13 protein-coding genes are annotated in these 17082 nt (G+C 63.4%); all 13 read left to right on the top strand.

The genetic code is table 11. The features are described 5' to 3' along the window. The 13 genes from ACFQ6Y_RS14375 (at position 1) to fadD32 (ending at position 17081) form a co-directional block, all read left to right on the top strand. Positions 1 to 1152 carry an acyl-CoA dehydrogenase family protein gene (locus ACFQ6Y_RS14375; protein WP_283306458.1) on the top strand — a complete coding sequence of 384 codons (1152 nt, stop codon included), beginning with the start codon at positions 1 to 3 and terminating at the stop codon, positions 1150 to 1152. Between the two features lie 111 nt (positions 1153 to 1263). Next, positions 1264 to 2187: an MBL fold metallo-hydrolase gene (locus ACFQ6Y_RS14380; RefSeq protein WP_378540804.1), complete on the top strand. Its 924-nt coding sequence runs from the start codon at positions 1264 to 1266 to the stop codon at positions 2185 to 2187. A gap of 69 nt (positions 2188 to 2256) precedes the next feature. Continuing rightward, positions 2257 to 3471 (top strand): UDP-galactopyranose mutase, encoded by a 1215-nt coding sequence (glf, locus tag ACFQ6Y_RS14385; RefSeq protein WP_378536524.1) that lies wholly within the window; start codon positions 2257 to 2259, stop codon positions 3469 to 3471. Beyond that, entirely contained in the window at positions 3468 to 5381 is a 1914-nt protein-coding gene (locus tag ACFQ6Y_RS14390) for a glycosyltransferase (RefSeq protein WP_003943981.1), read from the top strand. Before glf ends, ACFQ6Y_RS14390 begins: the two co-directional genes overlap by 4 nt. Beyond that, positions 5362 to 5895, top strand: coding sequence for a phosphatase PAP2 family protein (locus ACFQ6Y_RS14395; protein WP_378540801.1), 534 nt, complete (start codon positions 5362 to 5364; stop codon positions 5893 to 5895). The genes ACFQ6Y_RS14390 and ACFQ6Y_RS14395 overlap by 20 nt, the downstream gene beginning before the upstream one ends. Further along, on the top strand, positions 5892 to 6797 hold the full coding sequence (locus ACFQ6Y_RS14400) for a decaprenyl-phosphate phosphoribosyltransferase (RefSeq protein WP_003943808.1): 906 nt from the start codon (positions 5892 to 5894) through the stop codon (positions 6795 to 6797). Before ACFQ6Y_RS14395 ends, ACFQ6Y_RS14400 begins: the two co-directional genes overlap by 4 nt. Continuing rightward, positions 6775 to 8694 (top strand): flagellar motor control protein ZomB, encoded by a 1920-nt coding sequence (zomB, locus tag ACFQ6Y_RS14405; protein ID WP_378633635.1) that lies wholly within the window; start codon positions 6775 to 6777, stop codon positions 8692 to 8694. The genes ACFQ6Y_RS14400 and zomB overlap by 23 nt, the downstream gene beginning before the upstream one ends. 330 nt (positions 8695 to 9024) lie before the next feature. Continuing rightward, positions 9025 to 10035, top strand: a complete 1011-nt coding sequence (locus ACFQ6Y_RS14410) for an alpha/beta hydrolase (RefSeq protein WP_378633639.1) — start codon at positions 9025 to 9027, stop codon at positions 10033 to 10035. A gap of 252 nt (positions 10036 to 10287) precedes the next feature. Next, a complete protein-coding gene (locus ACFQ6Y_RS14415) occupies positions 10288 to 12171 on the top strand; it encodes an alpha/beta hydrolase-fold protein (protein WP_378633644.1) in 1884 nt (627 codons plus the stop codon). A gap of 106 nt (positions 12172 to 12277) precedes the next feature. Continuing rightward, positions 12278 to 12829 (top strand): DUF732 domain-containing protein, encoded by a 552-nt coding sequence (locus ACFQ6Y_RS14420; RefSeq protein ID WP_003943980.1) that lies wholly within the window; start codon positions 12278 to 12280, stop codon positions 12827 to 12829. Between the two features lie 9 nt (positions 12830 to 12838). Beyond that, a complete protein-coding gene (locus tag ACFQ6Y_RS14425) occupies positions 12839 to 13792 on the top strand; it encodes a cutinase family protein (RefSeq protein ID WP_378633648.1) in 954 nt (317 codons plus the stop codon). Between the two features lie 221 nt (positions 13793 to 14013). After that, positions 14014 to 15009, top strand: coding sequence for an LLM class F420-dependent oxidoreductase (locus tag ACFQ6Y_RS14430; protein ID WP_378633653.1), 996 nt, complete (start codon positions 14014 to 14016; stop codon positions 15007 to 15009). 182 nt (positions 15010 to 15191) lie between these two features. Next, a complete protein-coding gene (gene fadD32 / locus ACFQ6Y_RS14435) occupies positions 15192 to 17081 on the top strand; it encodes a long-chain-fatty-acid--AMP ligase FadD32 (protein WP_378633657.1) in 1890 nt (629 codons plus the stop codon). Position 17082: the final 1 nt, after the last annotated feature.

Consider the following 17082-nt stretch of genomic DNA (forward strand, 5'->3'; position numbering starts at 1 on the left):
ATGGCGACCAAGCGCAAGCCGTCGTGGCACGACGACGAGATCACCGCAGTAGCCGAACTGGCCCGTGGTTTCTTCGATCGTGAACTGATCGCCAAGCGTGAGCAGTGGGACGCTCAGCATCGCGTCGACCGATCCGTGTGGCTCGAAGCCGGCAAGCTCGGCCTGCTGTGCTGCTCGATTCCCGAGGAATACGGCGGGGGCGGTGGAACTTTCGCGCACGATCTCGCTGTCTTCGAGGCGCAGGGCTATTGCGGTGACTACGCACTCGGCAACTCGGTGCACAGTGGCATCGTCGCCCACTACGTCCTCGAGTACGGCAACGAAGAGCAGAAGAAGGCCTGGCTGCCTGGCATGGCCACGGGTGAAATCCTCGGCGCCATCGGAATGACCGAACCCGGAACAGGTTCCGACCTCAAGGCCATCACCACCTCCGCGATCCGCGACGGTGACCACTACGTAGTGAACGGGTCGAAGACCTTCATCACCAACGGTGGCAGCGCCGACATGATCGTGCTCGCCGTCAAGACCGATCCCAAGGCCGGGGCCAAGGGAGTCTCGCTCTTGATCGTGGATCTTCGTGACTGCGAAGGCTTTGCCGTCGGCCGCGTGCTCGACAAAGTCGGTCAGCACGGCGCCGATACGTCCGAGCTGTCCTTCACCGACGTTCGCGTTCCGGTCTCGAATCTCCTCGGCGAGTCCGAGGGTCTCGGTTTCGGTCAACTGATGGCGCAGTTGGTGCAGGAACGCCTCATCATCGGCGCGCAGGCCATCGGCACCATCGAGCGTGCGGTCGAGGAGACCGTCGCATACACCAAGGCGCGTCAAGCGTTCGGGCACAGTCTCTTCGAGTTCCAGAACACCGCCTTCGAGCTGGCCGAGTGCCAGACGATCGCACGCACCTGCCGTGTCTTCCTCGACAACTGCATCGAGGATCACCTCAACGGCGAGCTGGACGGCGCAGACGCCGCGATGGTCAAGTACTGGCTCACCGAGCAGCAATGCGCCGTCGTCGACCGGTGCGTGCAGCTCTACGGCGGATACGGCTACATGCGTGAATACCCGATCGCGCGCATGTACGAGGACTCCCGCGTCCAGAAGATCTACGCCGGCGCCAACGAAGTGATGAAGGGCATCATCGCGAAGAGTCTTTGATCACCGGCGTCGAAAACCATTGACACCGACCAGGCACCCACCGAGCATTTTCGGTGGGTGCCTTTGTGTGTGCCCACAAGCGGTATCGAGCTGTTCGGAAGGCAAACACTGATGAGCTTCACCATCGACGTCGGGTCGGCACGCGTCACCCAACTGACAGAGCTGGCGCACTGGCCGTTTCCGCCGCGAGAGCTCTTTCCCCAGGCGAGTGAGGCCGAGATCAGTGAAGCGTCGGCGCGGCTGACACCGGAGTTCTTCGACGAGGGTAGTGGTGACCTCGTGCTTGCCATCCACACCTACCTGGTGGAGATCGGCGGCAAGGCGATCGTCGTCGACACCGGCAACGGCAACAGCAAGCACCGGCCGAACCTCTTGCCGCATCACATGTTCGGCACCGACTACCTCTCGCGCTTCGCAGCCACCGGCGTTGCCGTGGACGACGTGGATCTGGTGGTCAGCACACATCTGCACCCCGACCACTGTGGTTGGAACACCAACCTCGACGCCGAAACCTGGCGGCCCACCTTTCCCCGCGCGACCTACATTTTCGACCGCACCGAACTGGCCGCGCTCCAACAACTGGCCGCCGACGGTCCACACGAAGGAGTGGTCTCGGATCTCGCGCAGACCTTCGAGGACAGCGTCCGTCCCGTTCTGGACGGGGCGAAGTGGGCGGCAGTCGACGACGGCCATGTCCTGGCCGAGTCCGAAGGCACAAGCGTCGTCGTGCGCAGCGCGCCCGGTCACACGCCGGGTCACATCGTGATCGAGATTCGCACCGCCGACGGTGGCGCCGTCATCTCCGGCGACGTGATCCACCATCCGATTCAGTTTCTGTACCCGGACCTCAGCCAGGGCGGTGACGCTGACCCCGACATCGCCAGGGACACCCGCCGAGCACTTCTCGAACGCTGCGCGTCGGAGGGACTCCTTCTTCTTCCCGCGCACTTTCCGGTCGACGAACCGATCACCATCGGTTTCGATGCGACGGGTGTGCCGAGTGCCGTGGGTCTGATCGGTCTCGCAGCGTCCTGACTTGCCGCATCGGCCCTGGTGACGCATCCAACCCTCGGCTTCCGAACAGGTCCGATACCCTGGTTCATCGTGACCGCTGCAAATTCAGAGACCGCCCGTGCCCAGTACGACCTGATCGTCGTCGGTTCGGGATTCTTCGGGCTGACCATCGCCGAGCGTGCCGCTACCCAACTGGGTAAGCGCGTGCTGGTGCTGGATCGCCGTCACCACCTGGGGGGAAACGCATACTCGGAGGCAGAGCCGGAGACCGGCATCGAGGTCCACAAGTACGGTGCCCACCTGTTCCACACCTCCAACAAGAAGGTCTGGGACTACGTCACCCAGTTCACGGAGTTCACGAACTACCAGCACCGCGTCTTCGCGCTGCACAAGGGACAGGCGTACCAGTTCCCGATGGGACTCGGCCTCGTGTCGCAGTTCTTCGGTCGGTACTTCACGCCCGAAGAAGCACGCGCCCTCATCGCCGAGCAGTCCAGCGAGATCGACTCGAAGGATGCCTCCAACCTCGAAGAGAAGGCGATCTCCCTGATCGGACGCCCGCTCTACGAAGCATTCGTGCGTGACTACACCGCAAAGCAGTGGCAGACCGACCCCACCGAGCTGCCCGCGGCGAACATCAGCCGCCTGCCGGTCCGCTACAACTTCGACAACCGCTACTTCAACGACACGTACGAGGGTCTGCCCGTCGACGGCTACACGGCGTGGCTCGAGAACATGGCAAAGGATCCGAAGATCGAGGTCCGCCTCGACACCGATTACTTCGACGTCCGCGACGAACTTCGCACCGCCAGCCCCGACGCACCTGTCATCTACACGGGCCCGCTCGACCGCTACTTCGACTACTCCGAAGGTTCGCTCGGATGGCGCACCCTCGACTTCGAGACCGAGGTTCTGCCCACCGGGGACTTCCAGGGCACCCCCGTCATGAACTACAACGACGCGGACGTCCCGTTCACCCGCATCCACGAGTTCCGTCACTTCCACCCGGAGCGCGAGTACCCGGCCGACAAGACCGTCATCATGCGTGAGTTCTCACGTGCCGCGGAGGCGAAGGACGAGCCGTACTACCCGATCAACACGCCCGAGGATCGCGAGAAGCTCTCCGCGTACCGCTCACGCGCCAAGAAGGAGACCGCGGAGAACAAGGTCCTCTTCGGTGGACGTCTCGGCACCTACCAGTACCTGGACATGCACATGGCAATCGCCAGCGCGCTGACCATGTTCGAGAACACCCTGCGCCCGCATCTCGAAACGGGTGCGGAATTGGCAGGGGAGAACGAATGAACGCACGTCATCTACTCGAAGGCGAAGACGCCGTCACCGGCGACGAGGTGACCTACCTCGGCAAGTCCCTGCTCTCTCGGATCATCCTTCCCCGCGCCGGCGAACCACTCGACGTTCGCACGCTGTACCTGGAGGAAGCCTCGACCAACAGTCGTCGGGCGCACTCCACCTCGCGTACGTCCGTCGCGCTCGGAGCCGAGACAGAGGTCTCCTTCGCCACGTACTTCAACGCGTTCCCCGCCAGCTACTGGCGTCGCTGGTCCATCCTGAAATCGGTGGTCCTTCGGCTCGAACTGTCCGGACACGGCCGCGTCGATGTCTACCGTTCCAAGGCGGACTCCTCGCGAATTCACGTGGAAGGCAAGGAATTTGCCGACGGCGATGCCGCGGTCGAACTCGAGGTGGAACTGGCACCGTTCGAGGACGGCGGCTGGATCTGGTTCGACATCACCACTGATACAGCCGTAGTCGTAGAAAGTGGTGGCTGGTACGCGCCCGTCGAGGCTCCCGGCGAAGCGACGGTCGCCGTTGGTATTCCGACGTTCAATCGCCCGACCGACGCAGTCAAGGCTCTGGCTGCGCTGTCTTCGGATCCGCTGGTGTCGGACGTGATCAAGGCCGTCATCATGCCGGACCAGGGCACCCGCAAGGTGCGCGACGAACCCGGGTTCGCCGAAGCTGCTGCAGCACTTGGTGATCGGCTCGCCATTCACGATCAGGGCAACCTCGGCGGCTCCGGCGGATACAGCCGAATCATGTACGAGGCACTCAAGACCACGCAGTGCCAGCACATCCTGTTCATGGACGACGACATCGAGATCGAACCCGACTCGATCCTTCGCGCGCTCGCTTTCTCGCGCTTCGCGAAGTCGCCGATGCTGGTGGGTGGGCAAATGCTCAACCTGCAGGAACGCAGCCACCTCCACGTGATGGGTGAAGTGGTCAACCGCGGGATCTTCATGTGGTCTGCCGCGCCGAACGTCGAATACGACCACGATTTCTCCAAGAATTCGCTGCGAGATTCGAAACTGCTGCACCGCCGCATCGACGTCGACTTCAACGGCTGGTGGATGTGCATGATCCCGCGCCAGGTCGCGGAAGAACTCAAGCAGCCGCTGCCTCTGTTCATCAAGTGGGACGACTGCGAATACGGTTTGCGCGCAAAGGAAGCCGGATACCCGACCGTCACGTTGCCCGGTGCCGCGATCTGGCACATGGCCTGGAGCGACAAGGACGACGCCATCGATTGGCAGGCGTACTTCCACCTCCGTAACCGTCTGGTGGTGGCCGCGCTCCACATGCCGGGCAACGGCCGCGGCCTTGTCGTCAACACGGTGAAGGCGACTCTCAAGCACCTGCTGTGCCTCGAGTACTCCACCGTCGCGATCCAGAACAAGGCAATCGCGGACTTCCTCGCCGGACCGGAACACGTCGCGAACATGCTGCCGACGGCACTCGGTGAGGTCCACGCGCAGCGCAAGGAGTACCCCGACGCCGTCGTGGTGCCCTCCGCGACCGCGCTACCGCTGCCCTCCGGCGCCGAGGTCGGGGACGTGAGCGCGCCGACCAACCCGGTCGCGAAGATCGTCCGCGTCGGCAAGGCCGTGGTACACAACCTCAAGCCTGCGCACCCGGAGCATCACGAGCGTCCTCAGCTCAACGTGCCGACCATCGACGCAAGGTGGTACCTGCTCTCACAGGTCGACGGCGTCACCGTCACCACCGCCGACGGCCGCGGCGTCGTCTACCGCAAGCGCAACCCCAAGCAGGCCCTCGAACTGCTCAAGGAAGCCATGCGTTTGCGGCGCGAGCTCGCCGCACGTTTCCCTGAGCTCAAGAAGCAGTACCAGGACGCCGTTCCTTCACTGACCAGCACGGAAAGGTGGGAACGTGTCTTCGGTATCTCCTGAAGTACAGATTCTGGCCGGAATTCAATCGACCGTCGGGCAACTGCCCGGAGCTGTCAAGGTCGCCCGCGGTATGTCTCACTTCGGTGAGCACTCCCTCGGGTGGATCGCGATCGCTGCCGTCGGAGCTGCCGTGGACAAGCCGCGTCGACGCGAATGGGCCGGAGCAGCTGTCGGAGCATTCGGTGCACACGCCGCCTCCGTGGTGATCAAACGAGTCGTCCGGCGCAAGCGGCCTTCAGATCCGTCGGTGCAGGTCAACGTCTCGACACCGAGCAAGCTCAGCTTCCCGTCTTCACACGCGACGTCGACGACGGCAGCGGCTGTGCTGATCGGTCGACTCACCGGGCTACCCTTACCGGCGTTGCTGGTGCCCCCGATGATGCTCTCGCGTCTGGTCCTGGGAGTTCACTACCCGACCGACGTACTCGCCGGAGCGGCACTGGGAGCCGCATCCGCGGCGGTAGTTCGCCGGGTCGAAGAAGCCAGAGCCGAACAGAAATGTGGAGATAAATGAGCGAGGAACCGGCTACGGTCAGCGGACCCCCGAAGTCGCTGCCCGCCGGCATCGTCAAGGCGCTTCGCCCACGTCAGTGGGTCAAGAACGTCCTTGTGCTGGCAGCGCCCATCGCGGCCGGAACCGCCACCGAAGCCGACGTGCTCCTGCCCGTCGCGCTGGCGTTCGTCGTGTTCTGTATGGCGGCATCGGGCATCTACCTCGTCAACGACGCGATGGACGTCGAAGCCGACCGAGCACACCCCACGAAGAGGTTCCGTCCCATTGCGGCCGGAGTTCTGCCCGTCAATATCGCCTACGGCATGGCAGTCGTACTGCTGGCCGGCGCGATCGGTCTCTCGTTCTTGGCCAACTGGCAACTCGCCGTGGTTATGGGCGTGTACATCGTCATCCAGCTCGCGTACTGCTTCGGTCTGAAGCATCAAGCCGTCATCGACATCTGCATCGTCTCGTCCGGCTTCCTGCTCCGAGCGATCGCCGGTGGCGTTGCCGCCGAGATCGATCTCTCGCAGTGGTTCCTGCTGATGATGGCGTTCGGTTCGCTCTTCATGGCCGCAGGCAAGCGCTACGCCGAGCTGCAGTTGGCCGAGAAGACCGGCGCGAAGATCCGTAAGTCCCTCGAGAGCTACACGATGACGTACCTGCGTTTCGTGTGGACGATGGCAGCGACGACGCTGGTCCTCTGCTATGGACTGTGGGCGTTCCAACAGGACGCCATCAAGGGCACCAACTGGTACGCCATCTCGATGGTGCCGTTCACCATCGCGGTGCTGCGATACGCGGTGGACGTCGACGGCGGCGAAGCCGGAGAGCCTGAGGAGATCGCGCTCGGTGACCGGGTGCTGCAACTCCTCGCGATTGCGTGGATCGGAGTAGTGGGTGTCGCTGTCTACCTCGTCTGAGCCACGCACCGAGGCCGACCCGCACGTCGACACTGCGGCGAATCGCACCACCCTCAGTCGAGGAGTTTTTCTCGGCGGGGTGGTGCTTGCTGCTGCCCTCATGTTCTGGGGTGCGTGGGAGCGTCGCTGGATCGCCGACGACGGACTGATCGTCTTACGAACCGTCCGCAATCTGCTGGCGGGAAACGGCCCGGTCTTCAATGCGGGTGAGCGTGTCGAGGCGAACACGAGTACCGCGTGGACGTACATCGTCTACGCGTTCAGTTGGCTCACACAGATCCGCCTCGAATACGTCGTCCTGACGATCGCGCTCGTGCTCTCGACGGCCGCCGTCGTGCTGGCGATGCTCGGCACCGGTCGTCTGTACCGCGGCGTTCGGCCGTCGGCGGGCGGAACGATCCTGCTGGTCCCGGCAGGTGTTCTCGTCTACATCGCGGTCCCGCCTGCGAGAGATTTCGCCACGTCCGGGCTCGAAACGTGCCTGGTGATCTTCTGGATCGCGCTCCTGTGGCTACTGCTCGTTCGGTGGGCTCAGGCCTCGACACCGTCCACGGCGTCGATCCTGACTCTCTCGTTCGTTGCCGGTCTCGGACCACTGGTTCGACCCGAGATGGCGATTCCCGGTGCTGCCGCGTTGATGATGATCGTTCTTTCCGCCGGCTTGACCTGGAAGATTCGCACACTGATCGTGGTCGTCGCCGGACTTGTCCCGGTGGCCTATCAGATCTGGCGAATGGGCTACTACGCCTTGCCGTACCCGAACACCGCGGTGTCGAAGGACGCCGGTGGCGCGAAGTGGGCGCAGGGCTTCGCGTACCTGTGGAACCTCGTCGGGCCGTACCTGCTCTGGTTGCCGTTGCTGTTCCTGCTCATCGGTGCGCTGCTGCTCGTGTGGCGAAGCCGAGCGGATGCACCTGCCACCGCCACCGATCAACCAGCACGCCCACTGTGGAAGCGCTTTCAGCAGTTTCTGCGCACCCCGCGAGCGATTGTCACCTTCATTCTCGGCAGTGGGCTGATCCTCGGGATCTACTCGCTGCGCGTCGGCGGCGACTTCATGCACGGCCGCGTCCTGTTGCCGGTGCTGTTCTGTCTGCTCATCCCGGTCGCGGTCATTCCGTTGCGGGTGCCCGCCCGGTCAGCGTTCGGCAGTAACCGAGACACCGCAATCTTCGGTGTCTCGGCGGTGCTGTGGATCGGCACGATCATCTGGGCTTTCTTCGCCGCCAACACGACGGGGATGCCGGAAGGCTCCGTGGTGGGTCGCTCGGGAATCGTCGACGAGCGCGCGTTCTACGCACTCAACACCGGTCACAAGCACCCGATCCTCGCCGAGGACTACCTCGACTATCCGCGGATGCGTGCCATGGTCGAGACCATCGCGCGCACCCCCGAGGGTGGGCTGCTGCTGCCGTCGGCGAGCTACGACTCCTGGTTCGTCGTCCCACCGCCCGGACCGCTCGAAGAGCCGGCCGAGCACGTCGTCTTCTTCCTCAACCTCGGAATGACGAGCATGAACGTCGGCCTGGACGTCCGCGTGCTCGATCAGATGGGGCTGGCGTACCCGCTGGCAGCTCACACCGAGCGACTCGAGGACGGCCGGATCGGGCACGACAAGAATCTCTATCCGGACTGGGTGGTCGCGGACACGGGAATGATCGACGTTCGCCCGTGGCTGCCGTTCTTCCTCGACGAGGACTGGGTTGCGGACGCGAAGCTGGCCATCACCTGCCCGGAAACGCAGGAGCTGCTGACGTCGTACCGCTCCGAGCTGACCTGGGCCCGATTCAAACAGAACTTTCAGCAGGCATTCGACTTCGCGAAGTACCGATTCGACCGGGTTCCGGCCTACGAATTGGAACGCTGCGGGCTCGTGCCACCTGAGTCACCCAGGTGATGTGATCAGCATCACCGACGGTTGAAGGTTTGAATATTTCGATTCAGTAACACCGAATCGATTGGCCACGATGTACTCGAAGACGATTCACCTAACCTGAATCGCCCCCCAGGGGTGACGACGGTGTCGCTCGCGGACTGGGACGTAACGGTCTGTCTATTTGTCACAGCTGAACCTGTGACATAAAGTCCAGCGAGCGCAGTGTGACTTGGAAGAGGTCCGCTGCCGACCTGAACTCGTTCAGGCTGGCAGAAAAGCCTGTTCCCCGACGGAATCCGCCGGAACCACTCACCGAGTGGGTGCCGCAGACGAAGAGAGAGAGCAGTATCCATGCGTTTTGCCAGAAAGAGGCTGACCCAGCGCCTCAAGCACCGAGCGTTGGCCATCGGTGCCGCAGCACTTGTGCTTCCCCTTGCTGCAGGTGTTGCCGGTAGTGCTGTCGCCTCTGCTGCGCCCGCGCACACTGCTCCCAGCCGCACCGTCCAGTCGGGCGGATACGACGAGCTGTGGGTGCCCTCCTCGATGGGCAACATCAAGGTCCAGGTCCAGTGGGCCGCTCGCGGCGGAAACGCTGCCCTCTACCTCCTCGACGGCCTGCGTGCGCGTAACGACGCCAACGCGTGGAGCTTCGAGACCAATGCGATGGACCAGTACAAGAACGACAACATCACCCTCGTGATGCCCGTCGGTGGCGAGTCCAGCTTCTACAGCGACTGGTACGCACCGTCGAACTTCAACGGCCAGCAGATCACGTACAAGTGGGAAACGTTCCTCACGCAGGAACTCCCCAACTTCCTCGCGAACTACGGCGTTTCGCCCACCAACAACGCGGTTCTCGGCCTCTCGATGGGTGGCAGCGCTGCTCTGACGCTGGCTGCTTATCACCGTGACCAGTTCAAGTTCGCCGGCTCGCTGTCGGGCTACCTGAACATCTCGGCTCCCGGCATGCGCGAGGCAATCCGCGTCGCAATGCTCGATGCCGGTCGCTTCAACGTCGACTCCATGTGGGGACCGCCGTGGAGCCCGTCCTGGCTGCGCAACGACCCGTTCGTCTTCGCGCCGCGTCTGCAGGGCCTGTCGATGTACATCTCGTCGGCAAGCGGTCTGCCCGGTGAATACGACCACCCGCGCGCACCGATCGACTACTACAACACGGCTAACGGCATGGGCCTCGAAGCTCTCGCCCTGGTCAATACCCGTGCATTCCAGATCCGCATGAACTCGCTGGGTATCCCGGCCACCTACAGCTTCCCATCCAACGGCACGCACTCGTGGCCGTACTGGTCGGCAGAGCTGTGGAAGGCTCGCGGCCAGATCCTCGACACCATGAACGCTTGGTGATCGTGCGCGATCCCGTGACCTAGTCACTTCACCAGTGCCGTTCCGGACTCCTCGAAGGAGAACCGGGACGGCACTTGTGTATTCAGGTGCTGCACGAGCGCCGGATGTCAGTAACAATTGCACCACCAGTAACAGCGCGGCTACCCCAAGCGGGGATCGTTTGCGTGTAGAAATAGTTTCAACGGGGGTCTGGCTGCTCAGGCGGCTCCACGATCGACGCGCGGACCGAACGTAAGGAAAGAGAGTGAGCTCATGCGAGTAGGCCTTGCCACGGAGGACCGTCGCCGGTCCCGGGCAACCTTCCGGACAAAGGTCGTCGGCGCACTGGCAGCGATGCTGGTTCTGCCGATCGCCGCGGGCTTGACGACGGCCGGAACCGCGGCAGCCGCGCCGGCACCTGCTCAGGCCGCACCCGCCGCTACCCAGAACCCCACCGGCGCAGCGGTCACGAAGGTCGACTGGCTCAGTGAGCGTCGCGTCGCGCTGTGGGTGAACTCTCCCGCGATGGGCATCCCGATTCAGGTGCAGATCCTCTTGGCCCGCGATTGGAACGTCAATCCGTCGGCCAGCTTCCCCTCTGTCTGGATGCTCGACGGTCTTCGCGCGACCGACAACGAGAACGCCTGGACTTACGAAACCGACGCAGAGTCCTTCTACGCCGACAAGAACGTCAACGTCATTCTTCCCGTCGGCGGTCAATCCAGCTTCTACTCCGACTGGCTCGCGCCCGACAACGGCAAGAACTACCAGTGGGAGACGTTCCTGACCAAGGAACTGCCCTCCATCCTCGAAAAGGACTGGCGCACCACGCAGACGCGCGGAGTCGTCGGACTGTCGATGGGCGGAACGTCCGCGATGTTCCTCACGGCGCGTAACCCCGGCTTCTTCAAGTTCGCGGCTTCGCTGTCCGGCATCCTCACCACCACGTCGCTCGGCATGCCTCAGGCAATCCAGTTCGCGATGACCGACGCCGGTGGATACAACTCCGCCGCGATGTGGGGACCGCCGTCCAACGCGCAGTGGGCTGCACACGATCCGTACGCGCTCGCCGAGAAGCTCAAGGGCGTCAGCCTGTACGTCTCCAGCGGTAGCGGTACGACCGGCCCGTACGACCAGCCGTCGGGAATTCCCGGTGTCAGCACCAACTACGCAGGCATGGGCCTCGAGATCCTCGCTCGCCTGACCTCGCAGACCTTCGCGACCAAGTTGAACCAGTTGGGAATCCCCGCGCAGGTCAACTACCGCCCGTCCGGTACCCACTCGTGGCCGTACTGGCAGTTCGAGCTTCATCAGCTGTGGCCGCAGTTGGCCAACGCCATCGGCGTCGAGGTCGAGAAGCCGGCGTGCGGCACGTCGGGTGAAATCGGTGCGACGGCTGCAGCCAACGGTTGGATCGGCGACTGCATCACGCCCGAGTACAGCGTCGCGGGTGGCCTGGCGCAGGACTTCCGCAACGGTCGCATCTACTTCACCAGTGGAACGGGCGCTCAGCCTGTCGCCGGTCGTATCGCCGGCGCGTACATGAACACCGGAGCAGCGGCCGGCCCGCTCGGCTTCCCGCGTACACCCGAACTCGGTACGCCCGACGGACGCGGACGCTTCAACCACTTCCAGAACGGCTCCATCTACTGGACCCCTCAGACCGGCGCTCACCCCGTCAGCGGCGACATCCTCGCCGAGTGGTCCGCACAGGGATGGGAAGGTGGCCCGCTCGGCTACCCGACCGCCGACGAGATCGCGACCCCCGGCAAGCCCGGCAAGGTCCAGGGATTCGAGATCGGCGCGATGTACAGCAGCGCCAACGGAACTCACGCGGTTCTCGGAATGATCATGGGCAAGTACGGCGAACTCGGCTGGGAGAACGGCTGGCTCGGATTCCCGAAGTCGAACGAGGTTCCGATCAAGGACAACGGACGCTTCACCGAGTTCGAGGGCGGCAACATCTACTGGAGCCCCGGCACCGGTGCCTGGTCCGTCGAGAACGGCCCGCTCTTCGACGGTTGGAAGAGTGTTGGCTACGAAGGTGGACGACTCGGATTCCCGATCAGTGACAAGTTCGACATTCCCGGTGGTGTCCAGCAGAACTTCCAGTTCGGCTACATCACGGTGATCGGTGACAAGACAGAAGTTCACTAACTCACAGTGGTGCACGACGGGCGGGCCCGATCACGGATCGGTGCCCGCCCGCGTGCGTTGCGTAACCTGTTGATGGACTTTCGACTGAAGGCAAGGACGGACATTGATGTCGCTTTTCTCGGGTAACCGAAACACTTGTGCACGCGCGATCGCGGTCGGCGCCCTGGCGCTCGCCACCGGTGGCGCACTTGTCGCGTGCGGTAGTGACGACTCCACTGCAACCTCCAATCCGGTCACCACGACGTCCGCTGCGGCTTCGTCCTCGAGCGGATCGGCGTCTGCGTCCGCCTCGGCGACCACGACGGCATCGGCCGCGCCCACCAGTCCGGGAGCCGCGGCCACCGCGCCGCCGGAACAGCCGCAGAGCATCGAGGGCTTCCCGGGTCCCACAGTCGTCGAGGTCAGCCCCGAGGCACAGAAATTCCTCGACGGACTGAAGGCGAAGGGCATCACCCCGGCCGGTGACGGCAGCATCGCCGTCAACACGGCCAATTACATCTGCGCTGCCGGTCCTCAGACCGACGACGAGGTCCTGACCTTCGTGACCGCCTTCGTCGGCCAGGAAGCGTCGGCGGAAGGCAAGCAGATCACTCCCGAGCAGGCAGGTGCGAACGCTCAGATCTACATCGACGTCGCCAACGCCACCTACTGCAAGTAGGAGCGGGAAATGGCGAGGTCTGGAAAGCGTCGTGGGTGCCTGATCCCGCTGCTGATCATTCTTGTGGTCGCAGCGGTCGTGATCGGCGGTTGGTACATCCTGGCCGGGCGGGTGCCGTCGCCGACTCCGATCCCGCCGAGCCCGGAGCCGCCGGTGTCTCAGCCGGCCAGTTGCCCCGATGTCCAGGTAGTAGCCATACCGGGTACGTGGGAGTCGAGTGCTACTGACGACCCGTACAACCCGACGGCCAATCCGGCGTCGTTGATGCTGAACGTGACCCGTCCTCTGCAGGAGAAGTTCGATGCTTCACGGGCCGACGTCTACACCGTCCCGTATGTCGCACAGTTTTCGAATCCGGTTGCGATCCCGCCGGACGGACAGCAGTCCTACAACAACAGTCGGGCCGCGGGAACTGCTGCCACTAACGACTTTCTGATGAAGCGGCACGCCGAGTGCCCGCTCACGAGCTACGTCCTGACCGGATTCTCCCAGGGAGCGGTGATCGCGGGTGACGTCGCAGCGAGTATCGGCGACGGCAGCGGCGCGGTGCCTGCCGATCTGGTTCTGGGCGTCGGCTTGATTGCCGACGGTCGGCGCGATCCGGCGTTCGGAAACACCGTTGGCCCAAGCGTTGCCGGTGTCGGCGCCGAGTTGTCGCTGAACGGGCTGAAGCTTCCCGGTCTCACGATGACCGGCCCGAGGCCTGGCGGTTTCGGTGACCTCAACGACCGGACCTATCAGATCTGTGCGCCCAGTGACGGTATCTGCGACGCTCCGGCCGCTGCTCTCAATCCGACGAACTGGTTGAGTTCGGCACCGCGACTGCTCGAGTACTACAACAATCCTGTGCACGCGATGTACAACTCCTTCCAAGTTGATCCGAACGGCACGACGGCCACCCAGTGGATGGCACAGTGGGCTGCGGAGAAGATCGACGCCGCGCCGACCCCGCCTCACAGTTGACCCGCCCCACAGTTGAGTCACCGCCGCACTGTTGATTCGTCACAATCGGGCGTCTCGGGAGTTCGCTCGCGGGTAATCTGCTCGTTTGGTCCCGGTAGAGTGCTGCACGGTCCGGGGGCTTCCTCTACAGTGCTGTCACGTAAGTGACTGGCGAGTAGGTTCGGTTTGTCCGAGTTTGTAGTTCGAGTACGACGTACGTGTCCATCACAGGAGATCGATATATGAGTTCCACCCACGGCAGCGATGCCCGACGCAAATTCCGGTTTGCGGCCGGTGGCGAGGGCAACGCCGAAGAGGGTGGTGCGCGACGTTTCGTCAAGCTTGCGCAGAAGGCCGAGGAACTCGGCTACGACTCGTTCATGATTCCGGATCACCTGGGTAATCAGGTCGGCCCGATCGCCGCTCTCGGAGCGCTCGCGGTGGCCACGGACAAGATCCGTCTCGGCACCGCCGTGTTGGCCAACGGCTTCCGCCATCCAGCTGTACTGGCGAAGGACGCGGCGACGATCGACGTGCTGTCCGGCGGCCGACTCGAACTCGGCATCGGTGCGGGCTGGATGAAGGAAGAGTTCGACAAGGGCGGCATCGCCTACGAGAGCCCGGGCGTTCGTATCGAGAAGCTCGAGGAGTCTCTGCAGATTCTCGACGTTCTGCTGCGCGGGCAGGAATGCACTTTCGAAGGCAAGCACTATCAGGTGCGCGGCCTCAAGGGCAGCCCCCGACCGCGGCAGGGCCCGCGGCCACCGATCATCGTGGGCGGCGGCGGCCCGAAGATGCTAGCTCTCGCGGCGGAGTACGCGGACATCATCTCGGTCGCCACACCGACCAACCGTGACGGGCGCCTTCTGCTCTCCGGAATCACGATGGAAAAGACCATCGAACGTGTCGAGCGGATCCGCGAAGCCGCCGGCGAGCGTTTCGATGAGATCGAACTCAACTGGACCATCACCATGATCATGATCACCGACGATCGAGAGCAGGCTGCCGAGATGGCAATCGCCGCTCTGGACCAAGGTTTTCCGCCGAACATCGAAGTGGATCGTAAGCTGAGCGTGGAGGAGTTGCTGAACTCTCCCTACCTGGCTGTGGGCACTTTCGAGGAAATCGCAGACCAGATTCGACTGGTCCGCGAAAAGACGTCGATGTCGTACGTCGGGGTCTTCCCGACGCAGATGGAAGCGTTCGCCCCGATCATCCCGTTACTGGCGGGCGAGTAGGCCGGAGAATACGGACGATGCGAATCTGTAACATATCGATGGTTTGGGATCGATGAAGTGATTCAGGTGAGTTGCGCACAAAGTGCGATTCGATTGATCGAAGATGGACCCGAGAGAGCGAAGGAAGTCTGGGGCGCAGGCATGAAGGACAGTGCTTGTGTGATCGCTTCGGAGGAGATGGAATGAACGCGCTGTTCGATGGCTTTCTCGACGAGAAGGGCCAGATCCGCCTGCAACCAGGCTTCACGCTGGTCGACTACGTCGAGCAACACTCGCGTGTCAACGCGGACGAGCTCGCGTATCGGTACATCGATTACTCACGCGAGCGTGACGGTGAAGCCCTGGAGCTGACCTGGGAGCAGTTCGGTGTGCGTCTGCGGGCTGTTGCAGCCCGTCTGCAGCAGGTCACCAAGCGCGGGGACCGTGTTGCGATTCTTGCGCCGCAGGGGCTCGACTACGTCATTTCGTTCTTCGCGGCCATTCAGGCCGGTTCCATCGCGGTGCCGCTCTTCGATCCGGACGAGCCCGGTCACAGCGACCGTCTCCACGCTGTTCTCGGTGACTGCAAGCCGACCGCGATTCTGACTGCCGCATCGTCGGCAGCCGGTGTTCGTCAGTTGTTCCGCTCGCTTCCCGCTGCCGAGCGACCGCGCATCATTGCCGTCGATGCGATTCCCGACACCGTCGGTGAAACGTGGGTTCGCCCCGACATCGAGCTAGACGACATCGCGTACCTGCAGTACACCTCCGGTTCGACCCGAGTTCCCGCCGGAGTGGAGATCACCCACCGCGCTGTGGGAACGAACGCGCTCCAGATGGTCGATTCCATCGAGCTCAACGAGGACTCACGCGGCGTCACGTGGCTGCCGCTGTTCCACGACATGGGCCTGCTGACGGTCATCCTGCCTGCTCTGGGCGGCAAGTACATCACCATCATGAGCCCGCGCGCTTTCGTGCAGCGGCCGTACCGGTGGATCAAGGAACTTGCTGCGGTGTCCGACGGTGCCGGCACTTTTGCTGCTGCTCCCAACTTCGCGTTCGAGCACGCCGCCGCGCGCGGCCTGCCGAAGGACGGCGAGACACTCGACCTGAGCAACGTCATCGGACTGATCAACGGCAGTGAGCCGGTCACGACGTCGTCGATGCGCAAGTTCAACGAGGCTTTTGCTCAGTACGGTCTGCCCAAGACTGCGATCAAGCCGTCGTACGGCATGGCCGAAGCGACGCTCTTCGTCTCCTCGACCAAGCATTCCGACGAGGCCAAGGTCATCTACGTCGACCGCACGGAACTCAACAAGGGCCGCATGGTCATCGTCGACCAGTACTCCGAGAACGCGATCGCGCAGGTCTCCTGTGGGTACGTCTCGCGCAGTCAGTGGGCGGCGATCGTCGATCCCGAGACGCTGACCGAGGTCCCCGACAATCACGTCGGCGAGATCTGGTTGCACGGCGAGAACATCGGCATCGGCTACTGGGGACGCCCCGACGAGACGGCCGAGACCTTCCACAACAAGCTGAACAACCGGCTGAGCGAAGACAGCCACACCGAGGGCACACCGGCGGATGCCAACTGGATGCGAACCGGCGACTTCGGCGTCTACGTCGACGGCGAGCTGTACATCACCGGTCGCGTCAAGGACCTCGTGATCGTCGACGGCCGCAATCACTACCCGCAGGACCTCGAGTCTTCGGCTCAGGAAGCCAGCCCGGCTCTGCGTCCCGGATTCATCGCTGCGTTTGCCGTACCGGCCAACCAGTTGCCTTCTGTCGTGTTCTCCAACACGCATTCGGGTCTGAAGTTCGACGACGACGATTCCTCGGAGCAGCTGGTCATCGTGGCCGAGCGTGCTCCCGGTGCAGGCAAGGCGGATCCGCAGCCGATCGCGGACACCGTGCGTGCGGCGATTTCTTCCCGTCACGGCGTCACGGCCCGAGACATCTTGCTCGTTCCTGCCGGTTCGATTCCGCGTACGTCCAGCGGCAAGATCGCTCGCCGCGCGTGTAAAGCGAGCTATATCGAGGGAACGTTGCGAGGCGGCTATCAGCAGACCGCATTCCCCGATAGCGTTTGAG

Origin of the sequence: Rhodococcus sp. NPDC056516 (assembly GCF_042794655.1) — a bacterium.
In the GTDB taxonomy this organism is placed as follows: Bacteria; Actinomycetota; Actinomycetes; order Mycobacteriales; family Mycobacteriaceae; genus Rhodococcus_F.

Coding starts and splice junctions, on each gene's coding strand:
- ACFQ6Y_RS14415 (WP_378633644.1), top strand. CDS start 10,288: ATGCGAGTAGGCCTTGCCACGGAGGACCGTCGCCGGTCCCGGGCAACC.
- ACFQ6Y_RS14425 (WP_378633648.1), top strand. CDS start 12,839: ATGGCGAGGTCTGGAAAGCGTCGTGGGTGCCTGATCCCGCTGCTGATC.
- ACFQ6Y_RS14410 (WP_378633639.1), top strand. CDS start 9,025: ATGCGTTTTGCCAGAAAGAGGCTGACCCAGCGCCTCAAGCACCGAGCG.
- ACFQ6Y_RS14380 (WP_378540804.1), top strand. CDS start 1,264: ATGAGCTTCACCATCGACGTCGGGTCGGCACGCGTCACCCAACTGACA.
- ACFQ6Y_RS14375 (WP_283306458.1), top strand. CDS start 1: ATGGCGACCAAGCGCAAGCCGTCGTGGCACGACGACGAGATCACCGCA.
- ACFQ6Y_RS14390 (WP_003943981.1), top strand. CDS start 3,468: ATGAACGCACGTCATCTACTCGAAGGCGAAGACGCCGTCACCGGCGAC.
- ACFQ6Y_RS14420 (WP_003943980.1), top strand. CDS start 12,278: ATGTCGCTTTTCTCGGGTAACCGAAACACTTGTGCACGCGCGATCGCG.
- ACFQ6Y_RS14400 (WP_003943808.1), top strand. CDS start 5,892: ATGAGCGAGGAACCGGCTACGGTCAGCGGACCCCCGAAGTCGCTGCCC.
- ACFQ6Y_RS14430 (WP_378633653.1), top strand. CDS start 14,014: ATGAGTTCCACCCACGGCAGCGATGCCCGACGCAAATTCCGGTTTGCG.
- fadD32 (WP_378633657.1), top strand. CDS start 15,192: ATGAACGCGCTGTTCGATGGCTTTCTCGACGAGAAGGGCCAGATCCGC.